General features: G+C 48.3%; 18 protein-coding genes. 11 read left to right on the forward strand and 7 right to left on the reverse strand.

Features of this window, described 5'->3' with window-relative positions; genetic code table 11:
- Positions 1-111: 111 nt before the first annotated feature.
- From BUA17_RS23390 to BUA17_RS23400, 3 genes are all read left to right on the forward strand, one after another.
- Positions 112-627, forward strand: a complete 516-nt coding sequence (locus BUA17_RS23390) for a mismatch-specific DNA-glycosylase (protein ID WP_072735185.1) — start codon at positions 112-114, stop codon at positions 625-627.
- A gap of 199 nt (positions 628-826) precedes the next feature.
- Positions 827-1,399: an RNA polymerase sigma factor gene (locus BUA17_RS23395; RefSeq protein ID WP_072735186.1), complete on the forward strand. Its 573-nt coding sequence runs from the start codon at positions 827-829 to the stop codon at positions 1,397-1,399.
- The gene (locus BUA17_RS23400) at positions 1,380-2,981 is read left to right on the forward strand and encodes a DUF4179 domain-containing protein (RefSeq protein ID WP_072735187.1); all 1,602 of its coding nucleotides are present in this window, start codon (positions 1,380-1,382) and stop codon (positions 2,979-2,981) included. Before BUA17_RS23395 ends, BUA17_RS23400 begins: the two co-directional genes overlap by 20 nt.
- Positions 2,982-3,093: 112 nt before the next feature.
- Here the strand turns inward: BUA17_RS23400 and BUA17_RS23405 are convergent, their stop codons facing one another.
- The gene (locus BUA17_RS23405; RefSeq protein WP_072735188.1) at positions 3,094-4,152 is read right to left on the reverse strand and encodes a LacI family DNA-binding transcriptional regulator; all 1,059 of its coding nucleotides are present in this window, start codon (positions 4,150-4,152) and stop codon (positions 3,094-3,096) included.
- A gap of 247 nt (positions 4,153-4,399) precedes the next feature.
- On the opposite strand from BUA17_RS23405, the gene BUA17_RS23410 reads away from it, so the two are divergent.
- Positions 4,400-5,719 carry a glycoside hydrolase family 125 protein gene (locus tag BUA17_RS23410; RefSeq protein WP_072735189.1) on the forward strand — a complete coding sequence of 440 codons (1,320 nt, stop codon included), beginning with the start codon at positions 4,400-4,402 and terminating at the stop codon, positions 5,717-5,719.
- 299 nt (positions 5,720-6,018) lie between these two features.
- On the opposite strand, the gene BUA17_RS23415 is transcribed toward BUA17_RS23410, so the two are convergent.
- A complete protein-coding gene (locus tag BUA17_RS23415; RefSeq protein WP_072735190.1) occupies positions 6,019-7,074 on the reverse strand; it encodes a Gfo/Idh/MocA family protein in 1,056 nt (351 codons plus the stop codon).
- Between the two features lie 75 nt (positions 7,075-7,149).
- Positions 7,150-8,037 carry a sugar phosphate isomerase/epimerase family protein gene (locus tag BUA17_RS23420; protein ID WP_072735191.1) on the reverse strand — a complete coding sequence of 296 codons (888 nt, stop codon included), beginning with the start codon at positions 8,035-8,037 and terminating at the stop codon, positions 7,150-7,152.
- A 130-nt stretch (positions 8,038-8,167) separates the two neighbouring features.
- On the opposite strand from BUA17_RS23420, the gene BUA17_RS23425 reads away from it, so the two are divergent.
- The gene (locus tag BUA17_RS23425) at positions 8,168-9,055 is read left to right on the forward strand and encodes a helix-turn-helix transcriptional regulator (protein ID WP_072735192.1); all 888 of its coding nucleotides are present in this window, start codon (positions 8,168-8,170) and stop codon (positions 9,053-9,055) included.
- Positions 9,056-9,181: 126 nt separating this feature from the next.
- On the opposite strand, the gene BUA17_RS23430 is transcribed toward BUA17_RS23425, so the two are convergent.
- Complete coding sequence (locus tag BUA17_RS23430; protein WP_072735193.1) at positions 9,182-9,865, reverse strand: serine/threonine protein kinase; 684 nt, start codon at positions 9,863-9,865, stop codon at positions 9,182-9,184.
- A 264-nt stretch (positions 9,866-10,129) separates the two neighbouring features.
- Between BUA17_RS23430 and BUA17_RS23435 the strand changes: the two genes are divergently transcribed.
- Positions 10,130-11,047: a PD-(D/E)XK nuclease family protein gene (locus BUA17_RS23435; RefSeq protein WP_072735230.1), complete on the forward strand. Its 918-nt coding sequence runs from the start codon at positions 10,130-10,132 to the stop codon at positions 11,045-11,047.
- 151 nt (positions 11,048-11,198) lie between these two features.
- Here BUA17_RS23435 and ald read toward each other — a convergent pair whose 3' ends face one another.
- Positions 11,199-12,332: an alanine dehydrogenase gene (gene ald, locus BUA17_RS23440; protein ID WP_063567665.1), complete on the reverse strand. Its 1,134-nt coding sequence runs from the start codon at positions 12,330-12,332 to the stop codon at positions 11,199-11,201.
- Positions 12,333-12,522: 190 nt separating this feature from the next.
- Between ald and BUA17_RS23445 the strand changes: the two genes are divergently transcribed.
- Complete coding sequence (locus BUA17_RS23445) at positions 12,523-14,193, forward strand: PucR family transcriptional regulator (protein WP_072735194.1); 1,671 nt, start codon at positions 12,523-12,525, stop codon at positions 14,191-14,193.
- A gap of 54 nt (positions 14,194-14,247) precedes the next feature.
- Here BUA17_RS23445 and BUA17_RS30950 read toward each other — a convergent pair whose 3' ends face one another.
- Positions 14,248-14,532 (reverse strand): hypothetical protein, encoded by a 285-nt coding sequence (locus tag BUA17_RS30950; protein WP_139295722.1) that lies wholly within the window; start codon positions 14,530-14,532, stop codon positions 14,248-14,250.
- Between the two features lie 345 nt (positions 14,533-14,877).
- On the opposite strand from BUA17_RS30950, the gene BUA17_RS23455 reads away from it, so the two are divergent.
- Positions 14,878-16,947: an nSTAND1 domain-containing NTPase gene (locus BUA17_RS23455; protein ID WP_072735195.1), complete on the forward strand. Its 2,070-nt coding sequence runs from the start codon at positions 14,878-14,880 to the stop codon at positions 16,945-16,947.
- A gap of 283 nt (positions 16,948-17,230) precedes the next feature.
- On the opposite strand, the gene BUA17_RS23460 is transcribed toward BUA17_RS23455, so the two are convergent.
- Complete coding sequence (locus BUA17_RS23460) at positions 17,231-18,925, reverse strand: sigma-54 interaction domain-containing protein (protein ID WP_072735196.1); 1,695 nt, start codon at positions 18,923-18,925, stop codon at positions 17,231-17,233.
- 455 nt (positions 18,926-19,380) lie between these two features.
- Between BUA17_RS23460 and BUA17_RS30955 the strand changes: the two genes are divergently transcribed.
- Genes BUA17_RS30955 through BUA17_RS23475 form a run of 3 tightly spaced genes read left to right on the forward strand, consistent with a single transcriptional unit; the run spans position 19,381 to position 23,422 of the window.
- Complete coding sequence (locus BUA17_RS30955) at positions 19,381-21,018, forward strand: collagen-like protein (RefSeq protein WP_072735197.1); 1,638 nt, start codon at positions 19,381-19,383, stop codon at positions 21,016-21,018.
- Positions 21,019-21,076: 58 nt separating this feature from the next.
- On the forward strand, positions 21,077-21,433 hold the full coding sequence (locus BUA17_RS23470; protein WP_072735198.1) for a hypothetical protein: 357 nt from the start codon (positions 21,077-21,079) through the stop codon (positions 21,431-21,433).
- A 54-nt stretch (positions 21,434-21,487) separates the two neighbouring features.
- A complete protein-coding gene (locus tag BUA17_RS23475; RefSeq protein ID WP_083584842.1) occupies positions 21,488-23,422 on the forward strand; it encodes a beta-propeller fold lactonase family protein in 1,935 nt (644 codons plus the stop codon).
- Positions 23,423-23,560 lie beyond the last annotated feature (138 nt).

Here is a 23,560-nt window from a genome sequence, read left to right on the forward strand (position 1 = left end):
TCCTTTTTCATGAAAATTTCAGTCCGATTTCGAAAATACTTCAACCATTATATCATTTTATACACAGATGAAAGATGTAAATGACTAAAAAAGATAAGGGGGCTTTTCATTATGATTCCAGATCATCTGGATTATGGTTTATCGATATTATTTATTGGATTCAATCCCAGCATCACGTCTGGAGAGACGGGTCATCATTATGCTTATAAAGGAAACCGTTTCTGGCGCATTCTTGAACGTTCCGGATTGACTCCTCGTTTATATGATGCACAAGAGGATGGAGAGTTGCTGAAGCTGGGGTACGGATTTACGAATATTGTTGCCCGGCCAACAAGAGGTATGGACGATATTACAAAGGAAGAATATGCAGAGGGACGGCAGATTTTACGGCAAAAGCTGGAGGAATACCGACCAGACATCGCCTGTTTTGTGGGGAAAGGGGTATACACCCAGTACAGTCAGCGTGCCAAAGCGGAATGGGGATTTCAGGACGACCCAGTCGTCAAGGAAATTCATGAATTTGTAGCCCCTTCATCCAGTGGGTTAGTGCGTATGTCGATGGACGAGATCGTAGCGATCTATTCCCAGCTTAGTGATTTTGTCTCAGAGAAAAGCAGAGAGGACTGAAAAACGAAGCAAAAATGAAACTCTACATGGCAGCAAGTGAAGCAGTAACAATGAACCTTCAATGGTTGCAGAGTTCGGCTATCCGGTTTACACCGGGTGGCGCGAATTCTTTTTTTTGGATAAAGTGAGAGGTTTCAGGAAGTGCTTCCGTCTATATAGTACAGAACCATGCATGGAAGCTGTAGAGAAGGGGGATTACATGACTCAACAGATACCAGAGGAGGAGCTCATTCAGCGTATTATTGCGGGGGACAAACAGCTATTTGCTGTGCTCGTGGATCGATATAAAAATAAAGTCTTCGGCATTTTGCGCGGAATGGGTGCGAGTCATCAGGATGCACAGGATCTCGCTCAGGATACGTTTCTTCGGATTTACCGCTATCTTCCGACACGAAGGGAAGGAAGCAGTTTCTCGTCCTGGGTATATATCATCGCTGTGAATCGGATGCGGGATTTTATGCGGCAACAGAAACCTGTGATGACCGCTGTTCATACGGGCTTGGAACAGACCAACGGTGAAACACCAGAGAAACATGTACTGCATAAGGAAATGCAGCGTGAAATATATCGCCAGATGGACCAACTGCCAGAGTCGTATCGGCTTGTGCTGCTGCTTAAATATACGAATGAGCTGAGCTACGAAGAGATTGCAGATATTACGGACATGAGCCCTGCACAAGTGCGTAATGCACTTTACCGAGGGAAGAAAACGCTGAAGAAACAAATGGAGCGCAAAGGAGGTTTATCGACGTATGAAGCCTATTCCAAATGATGAGGATCGATTGTGGGAACAGCATTTATTCCGTGAGGAGCCGGATGCGGACTTTACGCTTGAGGTGATGCGGAAACTGGATGGAATGTCCATGGTGAGCGCAGAAGACGGGGATCCATTTACGAAAAAGGCTTCCAAGTCCCATTGGATGCGCCGTACGGGAATCGCAGCGGCATCAGTTGTGATCCTTGTGGGAGGGGCCTGGTTTGCTTTTGATCACACAGCAAAATCGACGCAACCAACGGTAAATGCCGTAAATAACCCGCCATTACCTAACATACCTGTTCCAGAGGAACTTAAGTATTCCTATTATGCCGATGATTACAAACGTTTGAAGCCACTCGGTCTAGTAGTTAATCCAAATATCAACATTGAGGATCAGGGCTACACGCTTAAGATTGAAAATGTACTTGTAGATCGTTCTCAGATTGTAATGACCTTACAGCAAAATGCACCAGATGGCAGTATGATTAATCCGGTATATCCCGATTTGGGAAGAGTTCATATTACAGATGAGAAAGGAAATTCGATTGCATCATTGTCTTCGCCTGGGGATCAGACTCTGTACAGTTCAAAATATCAAAGATTTGTATACCAGTTGCAGGACGAAATTCCGGATAAAGTCGTTGTTCGAGGGGAACTTAGTCATTTAAAGATTCCCAGTTATTATAATTCCGAAAAGGAGGAATTTGTGGAATCTAGCGCAACAGTTGACTGGAGCTTTCAATTCAACATCGATATGACCAAAGCCAAATCACTGGCTGTTAAGGCTCCCATGAACAATACCTACACCACTCCTGAGGGTTTGAAATTAGATATGACACAGCTTGTACGTACGCCAAATGGGACCCGCCTTGATATGAACATCAGTCTGGATGATAAACTGCGTGCCAAAGTCGGAGAAGATTGGGCAGATGATATGGACTTGATGTACCACCTCGAAATTCCTGAAACGAGTGAGTATCGAATATTCAACGGGAGCAGACCAGATGCCCGTCAACCCAAGTTCCGGTTCCGAGATTTGAGTGGATTAATGGATGGTGGTCCATTGAAGTTATCGGAGACATGGGACCCTGCTTTTGTTACGGTGGATGCGAAGAAGATTCGCTTTGTCCTGGAAGGCTACACCATCCCAGTGTGGGGAGAGAAGTCGGTGGAAGTGGATCTGGAAAAGATGCGTAAGGATGCTGAAATTTACACCTACGTACTGCAATTTGAACAATATGGAGATGAAATTTTATTTTCTGATTTCAATTTCAAACCGGTGTGGGAATCCTATGACAAAAACTACTCACTAGTCCTGGAGGGAAGTGGTACGTTCCGAAATGCTTTTAATGGCGATCGCTGGGTGGCCGTAGATTCGGAAGGGAAAGAGTATCCTGTTCAAGTAATCGGTTTTCCAGACCAGCCTAATAATGACGGAGAATACGTTGCAGACAATCTGAAATTGGTCATCCGTGGTTTTTACAAAGAAGATGGAACGAAATTAACCTTAAAACGAACCGTAGTTAATCGAGAGTATCGAGATGTGAATTGGGAAGTAGATCTTCCGTCGTACAGTAGCCTGCCTTGGCTGAAATAAAGAAACGGAACGGAATAAGCTTGGATGAATAACAAGATAGTGATAAAAGGCCTCGCATAATAACATGCGAGGCCTTTTTGATATTCAATAAAGTTAAGTTGTGCACATTGAGCTACGCCGATTCCCGTGGAATAAGGGATGTGGATAACATGACTGTTTCCTTCGGTGTACCTGGACGTTCAATTCTGCGCTGCAAAGCTTCGATAGCACGCTGACCGAGCTCCTCTTTGCACAGGTTGACTGTGGTCAGGGGCGGGGACGATGTAGCGGCGGCATGCACATTATCGATACCGATGACAAGACAATCCCCAGGTGTGGAGAAACCCATTTCCTGCAACTTATTCATCCACTGCAAGGCGATATCATCATTTACGCCAATCCAGGCATCAGGCCGTTCGTCGGCGGGCATGTTTTTGATTGTGGCAGCCAATTGGTCAATCCATTCGCCGTTCTCATAAGGAATATTCCATTCTCTGAACGTGGTCAACCGACTGCTGTCTGCGTGAAAATGGTTCAAAGCCAGTTCGATGCCGATCTTCCGCTGCGCAAAGCTGGCAGCCCGGCCATCATCCGTAATCAGACCGATCCGGCGGCACTGCATCGACATTAAATATCTAGCCACAGTAATGCCTGCTTCCAGGTTATCATGGCTGATGGTATCACAGTTCAAGAGTGGCTCCTGATGATCCACGAGCACAATGGGGCGGCCTGTCTGGCTCAGTCGTTGCAGGACTGCATGGGGGAAAGCGCCCATGGCGATGACTCCTGCACAACGTTCCCAATCCAAGTGAGGAGCGATTGCCCGTTCTGGAGGCGTGTGTTCATCAGCGACTCCCAGAGAGGGAGATACAATGGCATGATGCCATCCTCTTTCATTACAGGCAGAGATCATGCCGGAGAGGACGCGCTGCCAATAGTGGGGCTCACCCCGGTTGAGCTGATTCATGCAGATGAGAGCAAATGGGGGCTCGGATTGTTCCGTATTGGTTGCAGTTGGAACAGTGCTGCTTCCGGGGGTGCTTTGGCGATATCCCAAGGCACGGGCTAATTCCAGCACACGGGCGCGAGTCGCTTCGCTGACACCAGTCTTGCCACTGAGTGCACGGGAGACGGCATATTTGGATAATCCAAGCTGGTCGGCCAGCGACTGGATGGATACTTTACGTGACATTTCATTACTCCTTCATATGTAAACAATTTGCATAAATCCAACGAGCCATTTCAATCTACAAGATATGATCCAATTTATTTTTTAATATACCATCCGTTATGAATTGACGATCATCTTCCGGCACAGTACACTTACAAATAATAATGTTATTATAATTTATCATAACGAAAATAACAATGCGACACAAATCATTGAATGAAACGATGCAAACAAATATGGAAACTTCAATTCAAAGGAGACGACATCCATGGAACAGTTCAGATTACCGAAAATCCCCATGCCGCATCTGGAATTACCGCAAGCTGTGCAGAACATTCTTACCGAGGCCGAGGAACGACTGCAACATAGACCCAGATTGCTGGCACAGTTCCGTAACTGTTTTCCCAACACGTTGGAAACGACGACAAAGCTATTGGATGATGGGACAACCTTTGTTATTACAGGGGATATCCCGGCAATGTGGCTGCGTGATTCAGTGGAGCAGGTGATGCACTACGTTCCGCTGGCAAAGGAAGACGAACAGCTGCAGCGGATCATTGGCGGGCTGATCAAACGGCATACATTCTATGCGGACATCGATATCTATGCCAATGCGTTTAACGAAACGGCTAATGGATGGCATTGGGATGCGAATGATGAGACAGAGATGTCGCCTTGGGTGTGGGAACGCAAGTTTGAGCTGGATTCACTTTGTTTCTCTATGCGGCTCGCCTATGCGTATTGGCGTGAGACGGAATTGACGGATATATTTGACGAGCGTTTCAAGAGGGTGATGGAGAGCGTAGTACGTCTGTGGAAAACGGAGCAGCGTCATGGTGAACAGTCCCCATATCGATTCATGCGCCGGAATTGTCCAGCCCATGATACGCTCCGTAACGAAGGATTGGGGATGCCGGTAAACTATACCGGGATGATCTGGTCCGGTTTCCGTCCTAGTGATGATGCATGTGATTTTCATTATAATATCCCGGCAAATATGTTTGCAGCGGTGACTTTGCGTCAAATGGGGGAGATTGCGAGGTGGGTTTTCAGAGATGAGAAGCTGGTCAGCGAGATGGCTCATTTGGAAGAAGAAATACGACACGGTATTTCCTTATACGGTACTTACCGTCACCCCGAGTATGGGCAGATTTATGCCTATGAGACGGATGGTTACGGCAACTTTTGCCTAATGGATGATGCAGGTACCCCGGGACTTATGTCTATTCCGTATTTGGAGTATGCTTCCACCGAGGACATCGTGTACCAGAATACACGGCGCTTTATTTTGAGCAAGGAAAATCCGTTTTATTATGAAGGACAAGCAGCCAAAGGCATCGGCAGTCCTCATACTCCTCCCGGCTACGTCTGGCATATGGCGCTGTCCATGCAAGGTCTGACCGCAGACAATGATAAGGAAATGCTGGAGATGATTGATCTGCTGGAGAACACGGATGCAGGCACTGGGTACATGCATGAAGGTTTTCATTCGGATGATCCAAACACGTTCACAAGGCCCTGGTTTGCTTGGTCGAACAGCCTCTTCTCGCAGCTTGTGTACAAGGCAATGAAAAAAGGAATCCTATAAAAGATACATGTAAAAAAAGATTGCTTACTCCTCGTAAAGCGGCCGTTTCGGTTACGAATCGTTCTTTCGATCGCTGTTATCCCCGGATTTTTTGATTCCCTTTGTAGGGGAAATCCGGTGATAAAGGCGAGCACTTCGTTTCTTCAAAATCGATTTCGTTCCCTGCACTACTTCGCGTTTTATCAGAAACTTTTTTTGTACCTTGTATAGGAAAAGGAAGTAGATAAAAAACAATAAAGCCCAAACTGCTAAACTTTTGCAGATTGGGCTTTATTTAATTCAAGTACATAGGCGCTTCGCTATGTGGTTTTCAGCAGATCGGCGATGAGCACCTTTTGCCCTGTGCGGGCACTTTCGAGGGATGCGAGCACCATGGCCATACTGAACTGGTTGTCACTGCAATCGGTCTCAGGCAGTTGCCCGGATTCCAGCGCTGCGAACATGTCTTCGAGGCAGCCGTGATGTCCGGTTTTCTCCATGACGGGCAGGTATCCCTCAATCCGCTCACACGGCTGGAAAAAGGACGGTTTTCCTTCCGCATCCAGATGTTGCGCCGAGACAACTTCAGCATAAATGTCATCATTGCCATCCCAGATGGCGGTTCCTTTTTCTCCGGTTACGCGCCAGGATGCTTCCCATGAAGTAGGTACACCTTCTGCGCACCAGGACCCGCGATAGTTAAACACGGAGCCATCGGACATTTCGAAGATACATAGTGCCATCGCATTGCCTTGATACCAGGACCCCGGAGGATTGAATTCGTGGCAGTACACCGAGACCGGGTTGGCACCGAGAATATAACGTGCCTGGTCGAAGGTGTGAATCGCCATATCCAGCAGCAATGGACTATCCATCAGGTCACGGAATCCTCCAAAATGTGGACCCAGGAAGAAATCTGCCCCTGCAAAACCGACTTGGCCAATCGTTCCGTCGGAAATCAACTGCCGATAGGCGCGAATACGTGGATCGAAACGGCGATTTTGCATCACAGCCTGAATATTGCCCGTACGGCGTGCAGTCTGAACAATATCTTCACAGTCAGAGAAGGATTCCGCCAGAGGTTTTTCCCCAAATACATGGCATCCTTGTTGTAACGCTGTCATGGCGATGCCGTGATGGCTCGCTGGAATGGTGACATCAAATACGATGTTGGCATCAGTTGCTTGAATGGCCTCACTGATATCCGTAAACGTGGGACAGGAGAGGCCGTGCCGTGCAGCGAGTGCGGCGGCAGTCTGTTCATACAGATCGACAAGCCCTACAATTTCCGTGTCCGGTCTTTGCATGGCGTAATCAACCCAGGTGTTGGACATGGCCCCACAGCCTGCCACAACTACCCGATAAGGATGACTCATCCTATCATCTCCTTATGCTTTTCATTTTTTATGCTCTTGCAATGGATATCATGCAACTCAATGTTAATCCCGTTTCTATACCGGATTGGGAACAAAATCTCCACCACGACATTGTTTCAAATATTTTAAAGCGTGCACCTGTCCGGTCATTTCGAGTTCATCTTTGTAGACAGGATCATGCCAGCCTTCAATATCAATCGTTCCCTGATACCCGTTTTGGCGCAGAATCGTAATGATGTCGGACCAGTTGGTATCCCCGAATCCAGGCGTACGGTGCCAGACGAATTCTCGTGGGCCGTGCACGCCATATTCTTTGACGATGTCCCAGGCAATGGTGGCATCTTTGCCGTGCACATGGAACACTTTAGGCGCCCACTTGCGTAGCTGCGGAATCGGGTCGATCAGGCTGGACATTTGATGGCATGGCTCCCATTCCAATCCGATGTTTTCGTCAGGAACTGCATCGAACATCATCTCCCAGGCCGTTGGATTATGCGCAATGTTCCAATCACCCGTCTGCCATGTACCGCCCATATCACAGTTTTCAAAAGCAATGCGTACACCCCGGTCTGCAGCCCGGCGTGCCAGTTCTCCAAACACTTCCTTGAACCGTGGAATCGATTGGTCAATCGGTTGATCGGTCAGTCGTCCGGTGAACCCGGAGACGATATCCGCTCCGAAGAGCTGGGCATGGTCAATCACCCGTTCCCAACTGGCCAGTGTATCGGCATTATCTCCGGCTCCGGTGAGCGGATTGCCAAACACACTTACTGCAGAGATGACAATTCCCTGTTCGTCCACGATTTCACGGACACGTTTGGCTGTCTCGGCGAGGTCCAGATCACCAGTCGTTTGCCAGAAGGTCAGATTGAATGATTCGAAGCCATGTTTCATAATCTGTGGAATGACGCGGACTGCGTCATGTCCACCTACAAGTGTGCCTATACGTAACGGATTATTCATGGTTGTATTTCACTCCAATATTGGCTTATAGTACTTCGTGACACACTCATTATAGCCGGGCATCTGCCGGATGGCTCTATACAATCTTGTGCAATATTAGTCTGATCTTGTGGGGAGAGGAGGAGACAGCGTGTTGGATCTGAAAGCGCTTCACGAAAACACCCGCATTGACCATAAATCTCATCCATTTCAGCTGTTCCAGAATCGTTGCTGGGGAATGAAAATGGAAGAATGTATTCTGTACTTGCACTGGCATGAACACTTTGAACTGATTTTTATGCGGAAGGGTAGTGCACTGTTTCATATCGACAGCAGGCCTTATGTAGCTCAAGCAGGTGAGGTTATTATCATTCCTGGAGGGGCGCTGCATGTTGGGTATGCTCTGGAGGAAGGGGATATCCATTTTGATTCGGTTGTGCTCAACAGTGCATTATTTCATGATTTTACCCATGATCCCGTTCACTTGAAATATGTTGCTCCCTATCTGGAGGGGAAGGTAAGGTTCCCGGTAAAACCGGCGGAGCTCGACATAGCTTGCCAAGGCTATTACTCCCTGTTGGATGAAGCCATCGAGGAGATGGCCTCACAGCCGCTTGCCTACCAACTGGTTGTGAAATCCAAGCTGCATGCCTTGTTCACACTGCTTGCCCGTACATTTATGCCACACCAGCTTCCTGATAAAACAAAGGGATCGTATTTTCCCAATCGGGAACGTTTCAAACATTTGATTGAGCAGATTGAAGCGGAGCCAACAGGGAAAATATCCGTTACCGAGGCAGCCGGTCAGGTGGGTCTGAACACGTATCATTTTTGCAAAATGTTCAAAAAACTGACTGGACGCACCTTTGTAGAATATGTGAATGGGTGCCGAATGACGAAAGCCGAACAGTTGCTGCAGGAGAGCAGCCTTACCATTACCGAGATCGCTGCTCAGGTTGGCTGTGATAATGCTAACTATTTTACGAAGCTGTATAAACAATACAAAGGGATGACACCCTCGCAGGGGCGGTTAAAATAGGAAGGCCTTGCGTCAACAGGGTACAAACAAAAATCCGGATCACCGCCAGAGATGTGCGAGTAATCCGGATTATTTTATGAATATCAGATATCAGAACAAACATTTGATCTGTTTTATAAACATTGCTTATTTCATGAATCTCGAGAATAATCGGTTGGCCTTCTTGGAGAGGTCGTCCAATTTGATATTGGCCTGATCCAGTTGATTGTATCCCCATTTGATCGTTTGCAGCATGCGTGGGGAGATGGGCGTACCTTTGATCCGTGGATAAATATTGTGATAGGCCCAGACGAGATGCTCCCAGCGATTATCGTTGCCGTCCTGAATATACTCCGAGACGTCGATGACTTTTCCGCGTCCATTCTGGAGAATTACATTTTTCAGGTGAATGTCCCGTGGATTCAGGCCACGGCTGCGTACTGCCTCACGAGCTTCGTCCACATCGAGCATGACCTGCTCGGGGACCGGGATTCCTTTTTCCAGACATTCGAGCAAGGTATCTCCCGCTTCAAAACTAATCACAAGAACATTCCGGCCGCTGCCGTAATAGGTAGGGAAGTAGGGCAGGCCTTTGAGCTGCTCATATACCTGTTTTTCATTTTCAAGTTTGTCCAGGGCATGATCTGAGTACATCTTGAAGGCATACTGTGGCAAGCCGTCATACGTAAATACCGCCGCATCCGTTCCTGTACCAATACAATTCAGTCCTTCTACATGGCCAATGATGTTCACGAGCTCATTCCGGTCGCTTCCGATGACTTGGATTTGTTGTAATGCTTCTTCCGCCTGGAACCAATCCGGTCGATTCATGGGTGGTGCCTCCTTTTAGGATATGCCTGTACAATTCATCTGTCTAACTGCAAAATACTGTACTCTTTTAGTATAGTATGTGTTCTACGTTGTAATTTCATCTTTTGGTGATGTTACTATATAAACGTTACGCATTGAATCGGAAACGGTTGCGGATAGAAGAAAATTACGGAAGGGTGCTTGCGGCGTTTTTGCCCTTTCCTATATACTGTGAGCATTAAGGGATCTCATGCAGATCCGGCATACAGAAAGGCAGAATATCTTATGGCACAATACCCGCAGTGGTCTTATTCGCAGTCGCGGGCGAGTATGTTCGATGAGTGCCTGCGCAAATATTATTATCATTATTATGGAGCCCATAACGGCTGGAAGGCAGAGTCGGCTGATGAGATGCAGGTACGTCTGTATCGATTGAAGCAGCTCAGTAATCTATACCTCGTATTCGGTGACCTCGCACATCGGATGTGTGAATCGGCGGTACGTAGCAGGGAAGAAGGCAAGGATAAACCTCGTGAGCACTTCCTGGAACGGACGATGCGCAAGCTGCTGAATCAGGCGTATGTGGAATCCATGGATCAGGATCAGTGGCGGCTCGACCCCAAGAACCGGGTGATGTTGTCCGAGATGTATTACGGGGATGACACGTTGAATGACCGGATTGCCACGATCAAAGAACGAGCCTCGGCCTGTGTCGGCAATCTGTACCAGACGCTCACGTGGGAGGACCTGTCCCGTGCGAGTACGGATATTTTGGAGATTGAGAAATGGGATACGATGATGCTGCACGATACGCGTGTGTATGTGAAGATGGACTTGTTATATCGTCGCAGCAACGGCAACATCGTCATTGTGGACTGGAAAACGGGCAAGGAGGATGACTTCTCGGATCAGTTGATGCTGTACGCATCCTATGTGAGGGAGCATTACCGGGTTCCACTGGAGCAGATTGAGCTGCGGGTGGAGTACCTGTTAACCGGGACACACCGAGAGTTTACGGCAACGGAAGAGGATATCCTGAAGGTGGAGGAGAACGTGGGGCGGTATATTGCGGAGATGCGCTCCTGTGTGGATGATGAGTATTACAACCGTCCTAAGGACGTCTCGTATTTCACGCCAATGCCTTCACGCCGCGCTTGCCGGGACTGTAATTTCCGTGAGGTGTGCAGCGAACGTGTAGTATAGAGCGCCACCCGAAGCATCTTCAGATCTCATTCCTATTTCATGTAAAAATAAAACAAGAAGCGCCAGCCTGGACAGGATCTGCCCGGACTGGCGCTTCTATTACGTTCCACAGGCCGGCGGCAAGGCGCCAGGTGGAACGATCATATCAAGATTACTGGACCGCGGCGGTGTTCTCCAGCGCCTGTCCTGCGGGAACATAGGCATGCCCGAGATCCCGGGCAACCGCCTCATACGTGATATGTCCATTCAGCACGTTTATCGCGCTGCGAATGGACGAACTGCCGCGAATCGCGGCGGCTGCACCGTGGTTCGCCAGCTGCAGCGCATAAGGCATGGTGGCGTTGGTCAGCGCCACCGTAGACGTGCGCGGCACCGCGCCCGGCATGTTCGCTACCGCGTAATGCACCACACCATGCTTCACATAGGTCGGTTCATCGTGGGTCGTGATATGATCAATGGTCTCCACAATTCCGCCCTGATCAATCGCCACATCGACAATGACCGAACCGGGTGCCATGGTGGTGACCATTTGCTCGCTGACTAGGGTTGGCGCTTTGGCGCCTGGAATCAGCACCGCACAGATCAGCAGGTCGGCAGCCGCAACAGCCGACGCAATATTGGATGGACTCGATACCAGCGTATGAATCTGATTGCCAAAAATATCATCCAGCTGGCGCAGACGATTCAGATTCAAATCGAGGATGGTCACATCCGCACCCAGACCAATCGCGATTTTGGCGGCATTCGTGCCCACCGTGCCGCCCCCAATAACGACGACCTTGCCACGGCTTACGCCGGGTACGCCGGATAACAGAATGCCTTTGCCACCTTCCGTTTTCTCCAGCAGCTGCGCTCCAATCTGAGCCGACATCCGTCCGGCAACTTCACTCATCGGTGTGAGCAGAGGCAGCGTACCGTTAACTTCCAGTGTCTCGTACGCAATGGCGGTTACCCGGCTTTCAATCAGTGCCTTTGCCAGTGCAGGTTCCGCTGCGAGGTGCAAGTAGGTGAAGAGAATCAAGCCAGGACGAAAATAGGCGTATTCGCTGGCAAGGGGCTCTTTGACCTTGATGATCATATCTGCCTCAGCCCACACAGTTGAAGCTGTATCCCGAAGCTCCGCTCCAGCCGATTGATATTCGTTGTCTGTGAATCCACTGCCCAATCCTGCGCCACGTTCGATCATGACCTGATGTCCGGCTCTGACAAAATCAGCAGCTCCAGCTGGGGTCATTGCTACACGGTTTTCATTGTTTTTGATTTCTTTCGGAATTCCGATTCTCATCGCCATGCACCTCGTCCATTTAATGGTTGTTAGCTTATACTACAAGTTTATGACCTGGATCATCGTTTTGCACCTTACCTCATGTCTATGTTTTGAAGAATTGATTCAACATAATGTCGAGAAAAGACTATTCAGGACATTTGCCCATCGCTTATAATGTAAGAAAAAATGACACTATGAGGGATCGATATTGAGAAATGACCGCGTGTTTACGATAAAGGATATTCTGGCTCGCCCCGTCTTTGCCAAAGCCCGGCTTGCTGCGGGGAAAGAAGGAACATTACGTCAGGTTGGATGGGTTCATGTGTTGGAGATTACCAATGTTTCTCCATTTGTAAGTCCCCATGATCTTATTTTATCCACTGGACTATGGCTTCAATCGGAAGAAGGGCGCGAAGAATATCTGCTCCAGTTAATCCGGAGCGAAGCGGCGGGGCTCTGCGTGGAATTTGGTACGAGCATTCATGGCATTCCCGAAGAATTGATTGAACTGGCTGACAGGCATCAATTCCCACTTATCGTGTTTGAGCAACCGGTACGTTTTGTTGAGATCACGCAAGATATTCACGCTTTGCTTATTAATCATCAACACCAACTGCTGAAGAGTCTGGAAACCTATTCCCGTCAGCTTCAGCAGCGAACATTACAGAGTACAGACATGCCGGCTGTACTTCATCTTCTGCATGAATACGCGGCCAAACCGGTTGTGTATATCTCGTCCATGGAACCGGGCAGTTTTGTGCCGGAACTACCCACCGAGACACAGCAAGCGATCTACACATGGTACGAACAGGAGGTTGAGCATCTGGATCTCAATGATTCAGACACGGAGTTATGGTTCCATCTGGATGAGGAACAGGTGTTACTGTGTCACCCGGTCGTATGTTTTGGTCAGGTTTTTTCCGCGGTAGGCATGGTTGTACATCCTTCAGCACCCGTTGAGTATCTTAAGCTGTTGCTCGATTATACAGCAAAGGCTGCGGCGGCACTGACTCTGCGGTCGCAGTTTTTGGAGGAGAAGATGGTACGCAACCAGAATGAACTGATCCAGGATCTGATGAACGGTAACATTCTTCATGAAGAGCAGGCGCAGACCCGAATGGGGCTCCGTCTGCTGGTAAAGGGACAGTACTGGTTTGCCGGCGGGGTTATTGAGATGGAGCACCGTCTGAAAGGCATCGGCCGTGAGCGAATGGAAACCAACCATCAGGATATTCTGGTTCTGCTGCGTTCGTTACTCAAAAAGAACAATCTGGCCAGCCTCATCATGCTGAAAAATAATCAGGTATATGTATGCTGTGCCAGGGAAGAGAGCAAGACATCCACACGAAATCAACTGGTAAAGTCACTTGAAGGAACTATTGTTGATGTGAAGAGATTTGCGAGTCGCAACCTGAAGCAGGTTACGATCCATGCCGGATTTGGCAAGGTGCGTAACCGTTTAACAGGATTGCCAGACAGTCTGCGGGAAGCGTATCAGGTCATCGAAGTTTCACGATCCGTAGATCGGCTAGAACATATTCATTTTTACGAACGTATGGGTATATATCAAATGTTAAAAGCATTGCCCCAATCGTTTCTGCAGCCTTTTGTGAATGACCATCTGGGTGTTCTGATTGAATATGATCGGACACATCATCTAAGGCTGGTGGAGACCTTGGATGCCTTTCTGCAAAACTTCGGTTCCAAGCGGGATGCAGCTGCTCAATTGTTCATACATCGGCAAACTCTGTACAATAGATTGGAGAAGTTAGAAGAATTAATGGGACCTGATTTTATGGATCAGGAAAGAAGAATCTGCCTGGAGATGGCGCTGCTTGCTCATGCCATGATCGAGGAGGAACATGATTTTTCGTCTTGATGGATCAGGCTGGAAGACAGTCTAGACTGTGCACTATTGAAAAACATGCACAGTCTAGCAATTTTTACTGATGCGACGAGTTTGTCGTAATGCTCTCGGTAATACAGGGTTGCCAGAATCCGGACGGCGGCCGCGAAACAGTCTCGGTTGGCCAGAGGAAGGTGCAAGGGATAGTGAGGTGGGAGCAGCCAAGCGGTATGGTGAAGAGCTGCGCTCTGGAAGAGTTCCCGTCTCCATTTTTTTGGATGAAACATCGGTTTGACGCAACCATTCATCAAGTCGTTCACGGTTGATTCCTAGTTGTCCGCTCAGATTACAGATATCGAGGTTTTTTTTCACACAAATCCGCCTTTCCTGGAATATCGGGCTGTATAGGTTCTGAAAGGGAAGCATGAAGTTTTGAAAATAGTAGCTGCTTATGGACTTCAGCGTTCTGAATCACATCAAATGCCCACTTGATTGGTGTGCTCGATTAGCGGAATGGCGAATATGTTGAACATCCTCATGAAAGATGTATGTACCCAGTGTTAAACGTTTGCATACAGCTGTTTTGTGTATTTTACTATAATTTGGCTTTTATCTAGATTTTATCACTTCACATGTAACTGTGCGTCTCAATATAGTCTCAACTTGTGAGAAAATACGGTTAAGGGAAAGTACCAGTATCTAGTACGGAGGACACAGATGGAAAACAGTAGTGAGATTCAATACGACAGCCATTATGGTCATGGAAAACGTTTTGTGGGTCGAGCCAAGGAACTGATGCTGTTGGACCGATGGCTCAGCAATCCGGAAGCACCTTTAACCATTTTTTCAGTTACGGGCATGGGGGGGATCGGTAAATCATCCTTGCTGTCCGAGATGTTGTCCATTGCTCGAAACCAGGGGGCAACTGCCATATGGATGGATGGCAGATCCTGCGGCTCTACACCGTCAGTTTTTTTGGAGTATCTCTCCTCTACATTGGGACTTGAGACAATGGGGAGTGATGGTAACAAGCGGCCATTAAGCCTGCTGAGTGAAACTTCAGTTCAGAGGCGGCTGGTCCTTGCTGTGGATAATTATGAGGAGCTGGCTCTTCTGGAGAGTTGGTTTATGGAAGTCTTCGTATCCAAGCTCCCGTTATATGGAGTACTTATTATTCTGGCCTCACGACCGGAGCCGGCTTCAGCATGGCGGACACATCCAAGGTTGCGGCAGCGCCTCGTGCAGATGCCTCTTCAACATTTTACGGGTGAAGAAGTGTCCGAATACATTGCGGTGGCAGGATCATTGAACAGGAGCATAGCGGGGACGATTGCACGTATGACGGATGGACATCCGCTCGGGCTGGCGCTTGCTGTGGAGGCAGCGGATCAGCGCAGGAATATTCCTATCTCCGATTGGACTGAATTGTCTCAGATGATTAGTGCCAGACTGCTGCTTGAATTGACGCTTCCCCGGCTGCACCCGATGGTAGAGGTATTAACGCTGCTGGAAACGGCGAATCAGGAATTGTTGGCATCTGTGCTGCAAACAGAGGTGACGCTTGAGGAATACAACGTCCTGAGGCGTATGTCATTTATCCGTTCCGGTCCTAATGGTTTGGCGCTGCATGATATGGCCAGACTGCATTTGCTTCGGGATTTCCGCCAACGTGAACCACAGCGTCTGCAAGCCATGCGTGTGCGAATAGCGGGGCTGTTGAAGCCGCTCCATGAACAAGCGGATCCACATGAGAGACGCCAGATTACCAGGAAAATGCTCCTTTTGTGTCAGGAATCCATGCTGCAGCATCGAAAGTACGCTGATGTATCGGCAGATTCACTATTTTCTCCGATGGAAGTGATGCGAGCGGAAGACTTGCCGGCGTTGCACAAATTGCTCCAACAGTGGTGTGAATATAGTGTGGAGCCCTGGCAGGCGCCGTCTTATCCAGCTTTTTTAGACGAACTTGCACAGCGTTATCCTGAGGGAGTTGTATTGATGCGTGACAAGGGGGGCGATCCGATCGCGATGTTCATTACGGTGCTCGTGCACGGGGAGAGCAGTGGAATGTTATGCAAATATTTTCCGGCCGAAATGCAGGAATGTTTCACACCAGAAGAGCTGGATTGTGATCCGGACCAGACGGATACTCACTTTGCGGTACTCGCTGCAGCAAGGGATGATGTGCCAGGTTACAAACGTGAAGAACTTGTGGGTTATATGTCGCTGGATCGGCTGTCACTACTGGGAGAAGGGGCCAGGGTCATATTGGTCGCAACCAATCCGTATCTGAAGCTGTTTTTGCAGAACATTGGTTTTCGGAGTAAAAGAGCACGTACTCGTTTATGTGACCTGTATGAAGATCAGGCATCTGTGCTGGATCTGGATTTACGTAGCGGGCAATTCGGTGACTGGGTGATGTCCCTTTTGGGTCCGGATACAAAGAGCAGCGGGTTACAACAGGGGACATCTGGCGTGAGTCAGGTTCCCTGGTCCGAACAGGATGTACGCAAAATGCTGACTCATCTGCACTCTCCCGGAGAATTGCATGGGTACGCAGCGCGAGTGAATGGCTTGACGGATGGAATTCAATTACAGACTCATATCCTGGATTTGCTGGAGGGCCGGGTTCATGGTATCTCCCAGCAGGATCAGATGCTGTTATACACGGCCTATTGGACACATGCTGGCAATCCAACTGCCGCAGCGCAAGCATGCTCGATGAGTCGTGCCACATTCTATCGGCATTTGCGAGCGGCTTTGGTCAGACTGGCAAGAGTGCTATAGGTGATAGAAAGCATAATATAATTTCATTGGAAATTAGCATTATCGGAAATTAATATCATTGGAATAAACCAAAAAACACACAGTAACCGGCCTTTAGAGCTGGTCCTGCGTGTTTTTTTGATGGAATCATATAAAATCCAGGGTTACATAAGTAAGGTCGATAGGTTAGTGAAATTGAAGCATTAACGATTCGTTTCCACTAACCAGTCGGCCGGTTCTTCTATCTGGATGATGGTGGCAATGGGGTTCCGTCAGTACCGTTATAACGACAAGAAGAGGCTGGTCATAGACCGAGCCTCTTCATGCGGTTATAGAGCGTTGCTCTGGAGATGCCGAGCTGCCGGGCGAGCGTTCTTTTGTTGCCTCCGGCGGCTTTCAGATATTGCAGCAGCAGTTCCGACTCATAGGTGTCCAACTGCTCCTGATAAGATAGGGTGGAAGTATCTTGCGACTCGTCTTGTTCTCCTTCATGTATTGAAACAGCTGGGTCCGAGCTGCCAGGTAAACAAGACGAGCCTGATTCCAGGCCAGGCTGTGGATGAAGCTGCACTGTCTCGTTCAATATGGATTGTGCCTGATCAATGGATGAAATGAAGGTGTCAGGGAGATATTCAGGCTTGACCTCGCCATCCGTGGTGAGAATGGTGATCCGTTCAATCACATTTCTTAATTCCCGTACGTTACCCGGCCAGTCATACTGGAATAACAGCTTGAACACCTCGGGAGGGACCAATTCAATATGACGATTATAGAGCAAGGAAAACTCTTGCAGGAAGGTCTGTGTCAACTCGTAAATATCTTCCTTGCGCTTACGCAGGGGAGGGATGACGAGGTTAATGACATTCAATCGATAGTAGAGATCTTCCCGGAACTGATTGCGGGCGATCATGCCCAGCAGATTCTGATTGGTTGCGGCGATAATCCGGCAGCTTGCCTGTTTCATGCGTGTTCCACCGACAGGGAAGTAACTTTTCTCCTGCAATACACGCAACAGCTTCACCTGAAGCTCCAGCGGCATTTCACCTATTTCATCCAAAAAGAGCGTACCGCCTTCGGCCAGTTCAATTTTCCCTTTTTTTCCTTTGGGATCAGCCCCTGAAAATGCACCCTTCTCGTAGCCAAATAACTCACTCTCAAATAATGAACCAGGAATAGCTCCGCAGTTAATGGCAATAAACGGAGCTGTTTGCGGTTCACGCAGGTCGTGAATGGCTTTGGCGAATAGCTCCTTGCCCGTTCCACTCTCTCCTAGAATGAGCACGGTAGCTGAGGTAGTACTGATCTTGCGAATAGTCTCCAGACAATGGTTGATTACCGGACTGCTACCCTTGATTCTGGCAAACGGATCGGAATCCGGGCGTAGACGGGCAACGGCTTTCTCCAGATGCTGGACTTTGGATGTCATATGTAATAACTCTTGATGCAGACGAATTTCGGTTGTTATATCCACTTCGGCGGCAACCGCGCCTACAATACGTCCATCGAGTTGCACTGGACGTGCATTAATCAGGGCGAATAGATCGGGCCTTGGCTGGTGCTGCTTTCGATACACAGTTTCCCCTGTATATAACGTTTTGAGCGATTGAAGGCGATCCGGGGGAAAGAAATCCGCTGCCGGTTTGCCGATGATATCTTTTTTGTTGATGGAAAAAACGTGCTCTGCACCCGATGTCCAGTAGGTCACCTTTGCTTCTTCATTAATCAATGTCAGAGCTGAGCCTGCTGTCTCCAGTGTTGTCTCGAAATAAGCCTCCAAAAGCCGATGGGCATGCATCATTTCTTGCAGAATATCGGATACAGCGATATAGCCCAATAGAGGTCCATCATCCTGCACTAACAGGTAAGGACTGGTATTGAAAAGGGGGATGGCGTCTGCCAGTCCAGTGGTTGAAGGGATGGCGGGCATGGAGAGGCCCGAATCCAGGATATTCATATCTGTACGTAATAAGGTCATTAATTCTGGAAGTAAATGTTTCATCGATATCACCTCAGTTAGGGCATAACTTTCGGAAAGTACACCTGTTGCACGAGCTACTTACAAGTGGCCCCCAAATGAAATGATTGGGGGGATGATGGTTACCCATATTATAGCTTTCCAAATGTAGTGTGTATATATTTTTTGACATGAAGCATACATGTTATCGGCGCAGAAGAGAGGGATATTGATTTTTTATTTTTGTTATGCGCTTACAATTTTATTGTTTAGGAATAATTGTTAATTGATATGAACGAATCAGCATTTCAAGTGAGGTGCGAGTTATTAAAACTGACATTTAAATGGTGAACTGCACTATTATCTCTCACCCTGATACCGGGCTGTTTAAGTGATTATTCATATAGAACATGAATTGTCCACACCATTAAGAAACTTCTGAATAATGCTATACGAAGGCTCAATCCGCATGAAGAAGAATAAAAAAGGAGGATGATGAAATGGCCATTCTATCAACCGGACCCATTGAAAACAATATTTCAGGTGTAACCGGTACCCGCCCCACTCAATTCGTCACCGTCAAAATCGATAATCGGGATTCAATAGATGTATATAATGTTCTTCTTTTGGGGTACTATCTCGATGGAGTCAGAACGTTATATGTAGAAGAACTGTTTAATGTGTTGCCCAATCAGGTCATAACCAAAGATTATAGCGCAAATTTTGATGCGTTCGAGTTTATATTTTCCACAGCAGACCTCGCTGCCCCGGAAGCACAAATTTCCGTATGGGGCAAAGACGCCGAAGGAGAGTTAGTCACGGCTCACCGATTGGTATCACAGGAGTTGCTGGGTGAAACCCTGAGCATAACAGGTGTAACCGGAGCGACAGGAGCCACAGGTGCAACAGGTGCCACAGGTGTAGGGGCAGGCTCAACCGGAGCAACGGGAGCCACCGGAGTGACAGGAGCAACAGGCGCCACTGGGGTTACGGGTGCAACAGGCGCCACCGGAGTACCAGGAGTGACAGGAGCAACAGGCGCCACTGGAGTGACAGGAGCAACAGGCGGCACTGGAGTGACAGGAGCAACAGGCGGCACTGGAGTAACGGGAGCAACAGGCGGCACTGGAGTAACAGGAGCGACAGGCGCCACCGGGGTTACGGGATCAACGGGCGACACTGGAGTGACAGGAGCAACAGGAGCCACTGGAGTAACGGGAGCAACAGGAGTAACGGGAGCAACAGGAGCGACAGGCGCCACCGGGGTTACGGGTGCAACAGGAGCCACTGGAGTGACGGGATCAACAGGAAGCACTGGAGTAACTGGAGTAACGGGTGCAACTGGGGATACCGGGGTTACGGGTGCAACTGGAGATACTGGAGTCACAGGTGCAACAGGCGCTACCGGGGCAACGGGAGCCACTGGAGTGACAGGATCAACAGGCAGCACTGGAGTGACAGGATCAACAGGCAGCACTGGAGTGACAGGATCAACAGGCGACACTGGAGTGACAGGATCAACAGGCAGCACCGGAGTGACGGGATCAACGGGTGGGACTGGAGTAACAGGAGCGACAGGCGATACCGGGGTTACGGGATCAACAGGCGGCACTGGAGTGACGGGAGTAACAGGCAGCACTGGAGCGACAGGAGTAACCGGAGCCACCGGAGTGACGGGTGCAACAGGCGCCACCGGAGTGACAGGAGCCACGGGTTCTACAGGGCAAGGTTTGTCGTCCTATGGCTACATTTTTAATACTTCAACTCAGTCTGTAGCTACCGAGACGGATATAACCTTCGATAGCAATGAAAACCTTACTAACATTACTCATACACCGGGTACGGCTGGAATTATTATTGGTAATGCTGGGGACTATGCGATATTCTTCATCGTTGCAGGCGTTCAGGCAAACCAATTCACCCTTTATCAAAACGGAGCCCCTGTAGGCGGTAGTGTCTATGGTTCAGGAGCCGGCACTCAACCGAATCCAGGAATGATTATTATCACCGCCGCTCCCGGTGATGTGTTGACATTACGAAATCATTCAAGTGCATCGACTGTTGATCTGCAAACTCTGGCAGGTGGATCACAGATCAATGCCAATGCGTCTATTCTTATTCAACAATTGAGCAGCTAACTCAAGCTATGAGCTCTGAAGCAGAATGGGGAATAGGCTGCCTGAAGGAGGGGATTGTATGACTGTTCTATCAACCGGACCCATTGACAATAGTCCAGTTCTTGGTGTGAATCCTTCGAGTTTTGTAACGGTGAGGATTGTGAACAGGGATTTGGTCAATAGTTCAGCTCTTCAGATTTATGGTTACATCTTGAACGGTGAGAGAACGATGTATGTCAGTGAGTTGATCGAAGTGTTTCCTAACCAGGTACTCACAAGGAATTATAGTACAAACTTCGTTGCTTACGAGTTCGTATTCACCATCAGTGGTCCAGCTGTGAATGAGACCGAGGTTTCCGTGTGGGGAAAGACATCAATGGGTGAGTTGGTAGACGCGCACCGACTAGTATCTGCCGAACAATTAGGCTCGGGATGAAATAGATAGGCAACTTGAGGGGAATTAAGTCATGGTACAAAGGAGGGTGATTGAATGACCATTTTATCAACTGGTCCCATTGAAAATAATATTTCAGGTGTAACGGGTACACGTCCCACTCAATTTGTCACAATTAAAATTGATAACCGAAATTTGACTGATGTGTATAATGTACTTCTTTTGGGGTACTTCTTGGATGGGGTTAGAACGTTGTATGTGGAAGAACTATTTAATGTGTTGCCTAATCAGGTTATGACCAAAGACTATGTGGCGAATTTTGATGGGTTCGAGTTTGTATTTTCAACTGCAGACACGGCTGCTCCGGAAGCGCAAATTTCTGTCTGGGGCAAAGATGCTGAAGGTGAGTTGGTGACGGCTCATCGGTTGGTTTCTCAGGAGTTGCTGGGTGAGTCTCAGGGTATAACAGGCGTTACCGGAGCAACAGGGGCAACAGGCAGCACTGGGGTTACCGGAGGAACAGGAGTCACGGGAGCTACCGGTGTTACAGGTGCAACAGGAGCAACGGGCGATACTGGGGTTACCGGAGGAACAGGAGTCACGGGAGCTACCGGTGTTACAGGTGCAACAGGAGCAACGGGCGATACTGGAGTTACCGGAGGAACAGGAGTCACGGGAGCTACCGGTGTTACAGGTGCAACAGGAGCAACGGGCGATACTGGAGTTACCGGAGGAACAGGAGTTACGGGAGCTACTGGAGTTACCGGAGCAACAGGGGTAACGGGCGCTACTGGTGTTACCGGAGTAACAGGAGTAACAGGAGACACTGGGGTTACTGGAGCAACGGGAGTAACAGGAGACACTGGTGTCACAGGTGCAACAGGGGCAACGGGAGCTACTGGAGTTACCGGAGGAACAGGAGTCACGGGAGCTACTGGAGTTACGGGAGCTACTGGTGTTACAGGTGCAACGGGGGTAACGGGAGTTACTGGGTTTACCGGAGCAACAGGGGCAACAGGCGATACTGGAGTTACCGGAGGAACAGGAGTCACGGGAGCTACTGGGGTTACAGGTGCAACAGGTGCAACGGGAGCTACTGGAGTTACGGGAGCCACGGGAGCCACAGGAGCCACTGGTATACCTACTTCCGTGAATTTAATTTATGTAGCTAATTCTGGAAGTAATAATGTTAGTGTAATTAACGGGAATACCAATGCCGTTGTAACCACGATTCTCGTGGGCAGCGAACCCCAGTTTATAGCAGTAAATTCAAACACGAGCCTGATTTATGTAACTAATTTTGGGGATGATACTGTTTCTGTTATTAATGGAAATACCAACACCGTCGTCACAACCATTCCAGTGGGTGTTCAGCCAGAGGGAATAGCTGTGAATCTAAACACGAACCTCATTTATGTGAATAATTTCAGCGACAACACCGTTTCCGTTATTAATGGAAATACCAACACAGTTGTGACTACCATTCCAGTGGGTACTGAACCGTTTGGTGTAGGGGTAAATCCGATAACCAACCTCATCTATGTAACTAATGTAGGGGACGATACAGTTTCTGTCATTGATGGAGGCACCAATACCGTCGTAAATACTATTAATGTAGGAGCACAGCCGTTGGGAGTAGCGGTGAATCCAACAAATAACCGGTTATATGTGGAAAATAATGGGGACGATACGGTCTCTGTTATTAGCGGATTTTCCGATACCGTTCTAACTGCCGTTCCAGTAGGGACTGGGCCGTTTGAAGCAGGACTGAACGCAAATACGAACTTTGTCTATGTTGCAAATAACGGCAGCAATAATTTATCTGTCATTGATGGAGATACCAATACCGTCGTTGCCACCATTCCAGTGGGATCTGCACCATCCGGTGTAGGAGTGGATCCTTTAACTAATGGAGTTTATGTCGCGAACAATACGAGTGGCACGATCTCGGTTATTGATGGAAATACTAATACCGTTACAGCTACAATTACCGTAAATTCCGGACCATTGGGAATAGGGATAAATCCTTAATGAGAATGCATCAATTAATTAATTGATGTGTCCAAAAAAATAGACATTTTAAATTGGGGATGCTCATTTTTTAGACATTAAGAGATGAACCAGAGAGAAGAAAAGTTGGATGCTCTGGAATACTGTGTATACAAAAAA

This window comes from Paenibacillus sp. ov031, assembly GCF_900143165.1.
Classification (GTDB): domain Bacteria; phylum Bacillota; class Bacilli; order Paenibacillales; family Paenibacillaceae; genus Paenibacillus; species Paenibacillus marchantiae.

Coding starts and splice junctions, on each gene's coding strand:
- BUA17_RS23430 (WP_072735193.1), bottom strand. CDS start 9,865: ATGAATCGACCGGATTGGTTCCAGGCGGAAGAAGCATTACAACAAATC.
- BUA17_RS23395 (WP_072735186.1), top strand. CDS start 827: ATGACTCAACAGATACCAGAGGAGGAGCTCATTCAGCGTATTATTGCG.
- BUA17_RS23400 (WP_072735187.1), top strand. CDS start 1,380: ATGAAGCCTATTCCAAATGATGAGGATCGATTGTGGGAACAGCATTTA.
- BUA17_RS23475 (WP_083584842.1), top strand. CDS start 21,488: ATGACCATTTTATCAACTGGTCCCATTGAAAATAATATTTCAGGTGTA.
- BUA17_RS23405 (WP_072735188.1), bottom strand. CDS start 4,152: ATGTCACGTAAAGTATCCATCCAGTCGCTGGCCGACCAGCTTGGATTA.
- BUA17_RS23415 (WP_072735190.1), bottom strand. CDS start 7,074: ATGAGTCATCCTTATCGGGTAGTTGTGGCAGGCTGTGGGGCCATGTCC.
- BUA17_RS23470 (WP_072735198.1), top strand. CDS start 21,077: ATGACTGTTCTATCAACCGGACCCATTGACAATAGTCCAGTTCTTGGT.
- BUA17_RS30955 (WP_072735197.1), top strand. CDS start 19,381: ATGGCCATTCTATCAACCGGACCCATTGAAAACAATATTTCAGGTGTA.
- BUA17_RS23420 (WP_072735191.1), bottom strand. CDS start 8,037: ATGAATAATCCGTTACGTATAGGCACACTTGTAGGTGGACATGACGCA.
- BUA17_RS23460 (WP_072735196.1), bottom strand. CDS start 18,925: ATGAAACATTTACTTCCAGAATTAATGACCTTATTACGTACAGATATG.
- BUA17_RS23455 (WP_072735195.1), top strand. CDS start 14,878: ATGGAAAACAGTAGTGAGATTCAATACGACAGCCATTATGGTCATGGA.
- BUA17_RS23435 (WP_072735230.1), top strand. CDS start 10,130: ATGGCACAATACCCGCAGTGGTCTTATTCGCAGTCGCGGGCGAGTATG.
- BUA17_RS23390 (WP_072735185.1), top strand. CDS start 112: ATGATTCCAGATCATCTGGATTATGGTTTATCGATATTATTTATTGGA.
- ald (WP_063567665.1), bottom strand. CDS start 12,332: ATGAGAATCGGAATTCCGAAAGAAATCAAAAACAATGAAAACCGTGTA.
- BUA17_RS23410 (WP_072735189.1), top strand. CDS start 4,400: ATGGAACAGTTCAGATTACCGAAAATCCCCATGCCGCATCTGGAATTA.